This is a genomic window from Acinetobacter sp. UBA3025, from assembly GCF_002367915.1.
Lineage (GTDB): Bacteria > Pseudomonadota > Gammaproteobacteria > Pseudomonadales > Moraxellaceae > Acinetobacter.
The window spans coordinates 1-8,168 of sequence record NZ_DFDO01000186.1 but is presented as its reverse complement, the minus strand read 5'-3'; the positions used below and the strand labels follow the sequence as shown (position 1 = coordinate 8,168).

At 42.9% G+C, this 8,168-nt stretch carries 8 protein-coding genes; 3 read left to right on the top strand and 5 right to left on the bottom strand.

The window, feature by feature from the left end:
* Positions 1–96 precede the first annotated feature (96 nt).
* From B4J23_RS07735 to ppx, 5 genes are read right to left on the bottom strand one after another with little or no spacing between them, the layout of a single operon-like run.
* Entirely contained in the window at positions 97–666 is a 570-nt protein-coding gene (locus tag B4J23_RS07735; protein ID WP_291359771.1) for a YggT family protein, read from the bottom strand.
* A gap of 31 nt (positions 667–697) precedes the next feature.
* Complete coding sequence (proC, locus tag B4J23_RS07730) at positions 698–1,528, bottom strand: pyrroline-5-carboxylate reductase (RefSeq protein ID WP_034703078.1); 831 nt, start codon at positions 1,526–1,528, stop codon at positions 698–700.
* Between the two features lie 2 nt (positions 1,529–1,530).
* Positions 1,531–2,904, bottom strand: coding sequence for a tRNA lysidine(34) synthetase TilS (tilS, locus tag B4J23_RS07725; RefSeq protein ID WP_291359769.1), 1,374 nt, complete (start codon positions 2,902–2,904; stop codon positions 1,531–1,533).
* Complete coding sequence (locus B4J23_RS07720) at positions 2,841–3,665, bottom strand: acetyl-CoA carboxylase carboxyltransferase subunit alpha (protein WP_004783557.1); 825 nt, start codon at positions 3,663–3,665, stop codon at positions 2,841–2,843. The genes tilS and B4J23_RS07720 overlap by 64 nt, the downstream gene beginning before the upstream one ends.
* A 30-nt stretch (positions 3,666–3,695) precedes the next feature.
* Positions 3,696–5,216, bottom strand: a complete 1,521-nt coding sequence (gene ppx, locus B4J23_RS07715; RefSeq protein WP_005233947.1) for an exopolyphosphatase — start codon at positions 5,214–5,216, stop codon at positions 3,696–3,698.
* A gap of 261 nt (positions 5,217–5,477) precedes the next feature.
* Here ppx and trxA point away from each other — a divergent pair, with 261 nt between their 5' ends.
* The 3 genes from trxA (at position 5,478) to B4J23_RS07700 (ending at position 8,085) form a co-directional block, all read left to right on the top strand.
* Complete coding sequence (gene trxA / locus B4J23_RS07710) at positions 5,478–5,804, top strand: thioredoxin (RefSeq protein WP_005233946.1); 327 nt, start codon at positions 5,478–5,480, stop codon at positions 5,802–5,804.
* 321 nt (positions 5,805–6,125) lie between these two features.
* Positions 6,126–7,394, top strand: coding sequence for a transcription termination factor Rho (rho, locus tag B4J23_RS07705; RefSeq protein WP_004783562.1), 1,269 nt, complete (start codon positions 6,126–6,128; stop codon positions 7,392–7,394).
* A 403-nt stretch (positions 7,395–7,797) separates the two neighbouring features.
* The gene (locus tag B4J23_RS07700; protein WP_071320408.1) at positions 7,798–8,085 is read left to right on the top strand and encodes a hypothetical protein; all 288 of its coding nucleotides are present in this window, start codon (positions 7,798–7,800) and stop codon (positions 8,083–8,085) included.
* Positions 8,086–8,168 lie beyond the last annotated feature (83 nt).

Sequence of the window (8,168 nt, the reverse complement as noted above, 5' to 3'; positions counted from 1 at the left end):
ATACCCATAAAACAAGAGGAACCTCAAATGAGCTTCCTCTTGTGAAAGATTGTGGGACAGCAATGACGCCTAAGCGTCCTTTTCTTTTCATTCAGATTAAAAACCAGTTAACAATACAATTGCCACCTGGTTCATGATCATTTCAATCACAATCAAGGCCAGAATTGCCAGGATTGGAGACAGATCGATCATCCCCATATTCGGCATGATACGGCGGAACGGTGCCAATAATGGCTCTGCAAGTTCCTGAACTACCTCAATATAAGGTGAACGGGATTGCGTAAACATCACCACCCAGCTCAAAATAATTGTTGCAAAAATCAGGTAACGACAGAAACGGATCAAATCCTGCATCATGGTAACGAAGGTCAAGATAAGCAAATGGATTGGACCATTTGGCATTCCCCCAGACAAATACATGATGCCAAAAATTTTCAGCAAATACAGCACGACCAAAAGTGCCAGTGCAGCAGTGTTCACCCGGCCTTTACCTGCAGTTGGGAAAATACGCCCGAACACATCTACAATTTTAGTCGCTTTGACAGTAGATAGAACGACAGGATTATAAGGACTCACCGCGGCCAATTGCATTAAAAAGCGGAAGAATACGAGCAAAATCGAGACGTTAATGATAATGCCAAAAATTAGCGCAGAATTTGCACCCATACTTGAACGTTCCTAAAAATTAAACTGAAGATTATTTGCTATTGTCACTGAGCTCTTGGGCCAGTTCCTGACTACGTTTTTGCGCAGCAGCAAGCGCTGCCTGAATATTCTGAGAAATTTGCGCGCGATCAAATACTTCCAATGCCGCTTGAGTTGTACCATTCGGAGATGTGACATTCTTACGCAGCTCTGCTGGTGTATTAGAACTGGTGATCGCCATTTGCGCTGCCCCCAAAGCAGTTTGCAACGTCAATGCAGTAGCTACTTTTTCATCCAGACCTAAATTCTTGCCTGCACGAATCATGCTTTCCATCATATAGAAGAAATAAGCAGGACCTGAACCGGACACAGCAGTTACAGCATCAATCTGAGCTTCTGAGTTTACCCAAATTGTCAGGCCGGTAGAAGCCAAAACCTGACTCGCCAGCTCACGGTCATCATTACCCACTTCTTCATTGGCAAATAAACCATGTGCACCAGTCTGTACCAATGCGGGTGTATTTGGCATCACACGGACAATACGGTCAGTACCCAATAGCGCAGATAGTGTTGCAATCTCGGCACCAGCGACAATTGAGATCACCAGCTTACCAGCAAGTAAACCTTGAAGTGGTTTTAACACACCAGCTAAAACCTGTGGTTTGACTGCAAACAGGACGATATCTGCATCTTTAATAGCAGCAATATTATCATCGGTGACATTGACTTCTTTTTCTGCAAGAAGTGAGCGTACTTTCTCAACCGGATCAGAAACTGTAATACGTGTTGCTGGCAACCCCTGCGAAATCAGCCCGCCAATCAAGGCTTGAGCCATATTACCGCCACCAATAAAACTAATATTACAATTTAAAGCTGCACTCATGTTTAATGCTCGTCGTTGAATTCTAAAGTTGAAGAAACCGAAATGGGTAGCCACCCCCCTGCTTCACAATATGCAGATTGAGCTAACCAAAATCCTTTAGGTGTGAACACGCCTAGCATAACATTATCTGTGCTTAATATTTGAATAGTATGCCGAGTCCAGGGAAATATTTGCGCTTCCTGAATGGCTTTTTTTAGCGGCCAGTGCCCCACCCGGCCATAGAGATGAATTTTCTCACCACCCTTTCGTTGACGCAAATACAAGGGTTGTCCTAATAAAGTGGGAGATAATCCTATCTCAGCCCTTTGAATCTTGAATTGACCAGAAGGAAGATGAACCTGATTTTTATTCTGTAAAATGATCTGCTGTTCGGCTACGTTTAGCTGTTGGTCAGCCAGATAAACTTCAGTTTTTAGGCGATGCAACTGCTGCTGATAACGCACATAGTAATAACCCGACCAATGCAGCGCTGCTTGAGCATCCTGTTTCGCCTTGATTACTTCAGTCTGTACACGCTCAACCATGTCCAGAGAGGGACGATATTGTCCTTCGCCTTTCATCCAGACCGAGAGTAACTGACGCTGCCGTGCTTTGGATAAACTTGAGAATGAAGATAGATCGAGAATTTCGGCGTTACCACAGAGTTTGAGATCCTGCTCTAATACTTCTTGCAGAATGTTTTGTGCATCCTGCATCAGTTCACTGGTACGAGCCAAGGCAGACTGCATTTTCGGATAGCGATGACTTAAGACTGGCCACAGCACCTGACGTGCCCAGGCACGGTCATAATGAGTATTCTGATTAGTCGGATCTTCAATATTCTGGATATTTAAATCTGCTGCCCATTGGCAAATCTGCTCACGAGAAATATCCAGCAGTGGCCGCCAGATGGTTAAATCTGTCCGTATATCGATCGCTTTCATGGCAGCCAGACCATCAATCCCTGCCCCAGAAAGTAAGCGCAACATTAAAGTTTCTGCTTGATCTTGCTGATGATGGGCTAAGACCAGAATTTCATCGGGCTGAAGATGCTGTAAATAAGCTTGATACCGCGATTGGCGAGCCTGTGATTCCAGATTACCGCTGGCAACATGGACCGGCTGAATGATGCAAGGAATATTTAGTTGCTGACACTGTTGCTGGACAAAAGTGCCCCATTCCCCGCTGATACTTTGCAATTGATGATCAACATAGATCGCACGGATTTTTTCCGGGCACAAAAAAAACATCAGATGCAGCAACAACATAGAATCTACGCCGCCACTGCATCCGATTAGAAATTTTTTTTCTGCAGAAAATTCCTGCAGTTGCTTTAAGATGCCAGACCTAAATTGTCGCTGCCAAACTTCATTAAACGTTGGTAACGTGCTTCGCATCGTGCTTGTGGTTCCATTGCTTGCAGTTCATTTAAAGCTTCTTTCAGGACTGCTTTCAGTTGGTACATGACTTCATCCGGATCCAGATGTGCGCCTTCACCTTCATCAACGACGTATTCAACAATGCCCATCTTCTGCAATTTTTCAGCAGTTAATGCCAAAGCTTCACTGGCTTGTTCCGCTTTTTCTGCAGTTTTCCACAGAATAGACGCACAACCTTCCGGTGAAATCACTGAATAAATACTGTGAGAGAGCATCACTACACGATCTGCCACGCCAATCCCGAGTGCACCGCCTGAACCACCTTCACCCAGAACAGTGGCAATTACAGGTACTTTCAGATTAGAAAGTTGTGCCAAACTCGATGCAATCGCTTCAGCCTGACCACGCTCTTCCGCACCCACACCCGGGTATGCACCCATGGTATCAATAAAGGTGAAGACTGGCAGATTAAAACGTTCCGCCATATCTAACAGACGCTGAGCTTTACGGTAACCTTCCGGGTTACTCATGCCAAAATTATGCTGTAATTTTTCACGGGTACTACGACCACGGTGCTGACCCACGATCATCACTGGTTGTCCATCGAAACGTGCCAGACCACCGATCATTGCGCCATCATCACCATAGAGACGGTCGCCATGCAAAGCATCAAATTCAGTGAATATTTCACCTACGTAGTCCAGAAATTGTGGACGTTCCGGATGACGAGCAATCTGTACTGTCGTCCATGCTTTTGATGGGGTAGCTTTATTTTTCATAGGTCAACCGTTTTCATCCCTATAAAGGTATTAATTAACAAATTGTTCAGATTGAACCGAGAGCTCGATCTCCCAATTTTTAAACTGCACCTGTTCGTCATGCAGTTCAGCAATCAGCAATGGCCATTGTTTGGCATCACCAGAAATGCTGAGCTGCCATTGTTGCGCATTCTTGACCTTGAGTTCAATGGCAGGAAGCATCTCATCGCTACGACTGTGATTGACCAAAACCGCCAGACGCAACAGCAAACACAGCTGTAAAAGTTTAGTTCCACCGACTTTCATCACATCATGCTTGGCATCAGCGCGCAATTTACGGCGATGGTGTGCGACCAAATGTGACAAATAATTTTGGTCTACCTGCGAAAAACCGGCAATGTCAGAATGTTGCAATAAATAGGCACCGTGGCGGTGATAACCACTATGACTGATCGCCAAACCGATTTCATGCAAATAAGCTGCACGACGAAGTAAATCACTGTCCTCGCTATACAGGCCAAGATCACCTGCTACATCATCAAACAGTTTTTGTGCAGTCTGCACTACACGTTCGGCCTGCTTGGCATCGGCATTATAACGACCAATCAAGGCATGGACCGAACGATCACGGATATCCTCATGCTTGAAACGACCCAAGAGGTCATACATCACACCTTCACGTAATGCTCCATCTGAATAGACCAGATGTGGAATATTCAGTACATCAAATACCGCATATAAAATGGCAATTCCTGCAGGCAAGACTGCACGGCGGTCATCTTTCAGACCTTCAAACTCCATGTCCGAAACATGCTTATATTTGAATAATTTATCTTTAAGTTTTTCCAGACCTTCACGGGTGAGCTGTTCTTTATCATTGCTCCAGCCCATGTTGACACAGATCTGACGGCAAGCCTTAATCGTACCACTCGAACCAACCACCGCATCCCAACCGGCAGATTTATAAGTATTGGCAATGCCTGAAATTTCTTTACGTGCCGCAGTCACTGCCTTATCAAAAGCTTTATGGGTAATTTCACCATCAGCAAAGAATTTCTTGGTAAAAGTCACACAACCCATCTGAACTGATTCGGTATGAATGGGTTCAAATTCTTCCCCGATAATCAGTTCAGTCGAGCCCCCACCGATATCTACCACCAGACGACGGCCAGTATTGGGCATGGTATGTGACACACCGAGATAAATTAGACGCGCTTCTTCACGACCAGCAATAATTTCAATCGGTTTTGGTAAAATTTCAGCCGCTTTCTGAATGAACTCATGACCATTTTTGGCTTGGCGTAATGCATTGGTTGCCACAATCCGTAAACGGTTTGGTTGTACAGAACCCAAACGTCCGACAAAACGGGCCAGACAAGCTAAACCACGCTGCTGTGCGGCTTCAGTTAAATTTTTATTTTCATCCAGTCCCGCAGCAAGCTGAACCTTTTCTGACATTGATGCGACTTTTTTCACTTCGCCATGATCCACCCGGGCAATCGCCAAATGAAAACTGTTTGATCCCATATCGATGGCTGCGAGTAATTCTTCATCAATCAAAAAATCAGACATTCTAGAAATAAACCTTTTAAGAATTGTGCTTAGAGTAATTCACAACCATGCAATTTAAAAGCCATTTGTCAGGACAATTTCGCGTAATTATTTTTTTCATTTATAGGACAATTGTATGAGGCGATGGTGACTATCGTGATCATCCATTAGACAAAACAACATTAAAGCTTGAAAATTTACAGATTCCCCTACATTGTTAAAGATGGCTATGTAATACTAATAATTATAGTTATCTTTATAAAATTAATTTTGGAGCACTCTATGTCTGGCAACATCGTAAACACTACTGACGCAAACTTCGAAGCAGACGTTCTTCAATCAGACGTTCCTGTGCTGGTTGATTTCTGGGCTGGCTGGTGTGCACCATGTAAAGCTATTGCCCCTGTACTTGAAGTATTGGCTGATGAATATCAAGGCAAAGTGAAAATTGTCAAAGTTGACGTAACATCTTGCGAACAAACTGCTGTGAATTTCAATATCCGCAACATTCCAGCTTTATTGATGTTCAAAAATGGTGAAGTCGTAGCGACTCAAGTCGGTGCAGCACCAAAATCTAAATTGACTGCATTTATTGATCAAAACATCTAAGCACTAAATGTTCAACTAAAAATACGCGACCAAAGGTTGCGTATTTTTTTCGTCTATAAATTGACAAAAACCTGTTTCTCTCTTATATTTCAACTTCAAGAGATAAAGGATGCTAAATCCTGTCAGTTTCTTACAAGACACATTACATAACATGCCGCTCGGCAATAGAAATTGTTTTCACATTTCTCTTTGAAACAATCAAACAGACCTCTGAATTGTTCTTGTGCAAATTCAATTGCTTTCGTTTGAATGCTTATATTCGGCCGAATGTTACTCCCTTTCTAACCTATACCTTAGAACTTTGATTCTATCTGACCACCTATGAATTTAACCGAACTCAAGAAAAAACCGATTGGCGAACTCATCAAGATTGCCGAGTTTATGGGCCTTGAAGGTATGGCTCGTAACCGTAAGCAAGACATTATTTTTGCCATCTTAAAACGCCATGCAATGAATGGCGAAGAGATTTTTGGTGATGGCGTTCTAGAAATTTTGTCAGATGGTTTTGGCTTCTTACGCTCTGCAGCAGGCTCTTATTTGGCAGGTCCTGACGATATCTATGTCAGCCCATCACAAATTCGACGCTTTAACCTGCGTACCGGTGATACCATTACGGGAACCATTCGTCCGCCTAAAGAAGGTGAGCGTTATTTTGCTTTGCTTAAAGTCAATCAGATTAACTACGATACCCCAGAGAATTCACGTAATAAAATCCTGTTCGAAAACTTAACTCCATTGTTCCCGACTGAACAGCTTGTGATGGAACTCGGTAACGGTACGACTGAAGATTTAACTGCACGTGTGGTCGATCTGGTGGCACCAATTGGTAAAGGTCAACGTTCAATTATCGTTGCACCACCGAAAGCTGGTAAAACCATGCTATTACAGAACATCGCGCAATCGATTGTTCGTAACAACCCTGAATGCTTCCTGATTGTGCTTCTGATTGACGAACGTCCTGAAGAAGTCACCGAAATGGAACGTACTGTTCGCGGTGAAGTGGTCGCATCTACCTTTGATGAATCACCTGCCCGTCACGTTCAAGTGGCTGAAATGGTGATTGAAAAAGCCAAGCGTCTGGTTGAGCATAAGAAAGATGTAGTCATCCTGCTGGATTCGATTACCCGTCTGGCACGTGCATATAACACAGTGATTCCTTCATCAGGTAAGGTATTAACTGGTGGTGTTGACGCACATGCACTTGAACGTCCAAAACGTTTCTTTGGTGCGGCACGTAATATCGAAGAAGGTGGTTCTCTTACTATCATTTCTACAGCCCTGATTGAAACCGGCAGTAAAATGGATGAAGTGATCTACGAAGAATTCAAAGGTACAGGTAACCAGGAAATCACGCTGGATCGCCGTATTGCGGAAAAACGTGTCTTCCCTGCGATGAATATCAAGAAATCCGGTACGCGTCGTGAAGAACGTTTAATGTCCGAAGACAAACTGCGTAAAGTCTGGATTCTTCGTAAACTTCTGCATACCCAAGATGAACTAGTCGCGATGGAATTCTTACTTGACCGCATGAAAGAAACCAAAACCAATGATGATTTCTTTGATCAAATGAAACGCAAAGCATCGAACTAAAATTATCGGAAAGGTCACCATTCAAGGTGGCCTTTTTTTATGGTTGACGTATGTTACACAATGAAACAATGTACTGAGATATCTGTAAACTTATTTTTAAGTTTTTGATTATTAAAATAAATAGATAAATAACTGTATAATTTTTATAAGCTTAATAAGCCTTTCTCCAATCTATATCTTTCAATTAATTGTTATTTTCTGTTAAAAAACCCTTAATTTTTATCGTTTTTTCACTGTTTTTGATACTCCCCTAGTAGCAATTAAAAATGCGCAGTGATAGCATATTTGCAGACCAGTTAGACTGCTCCTGCGTTGTTAGTCCCTAACACTATTAGGAATAATAAAAGCATATTACAGCCTGACTTTGGTTTTTTTTAATCTCAATTTTTTAGAGAGTGATGCCATGTTATTCAAAAAAATCGCTATTGCTGCTGCAGTTGCTACTACTTTAGCTTTCGTTGGTTGTGCTAAAAAAACTGAAGATGCTGCTGCTGACGCTAACCAAGCTGCATCTGAAGCTGTAGAAGCTGCTTCTGAAGCTGAAGCTGCTGCTGACGCTGCTGCTGTAGAAGCTACTTCTGAAGTTGCTGCTTCTGACGCTGCTGCTGTTGCTGAAGCTAACGCTGCTGCTGCAGTTGCTACTGACGCTGCTGCTGACGCTACTGCTGCTTCTGAAGCTGCTGCTCAATAATCTTTTAGATTATTCAGTACAAAAAAAAGAGAGCCTTTGGCTCTCTTTTTTTATTTTAAATACTGTCCCGTCCTGAAATAAGT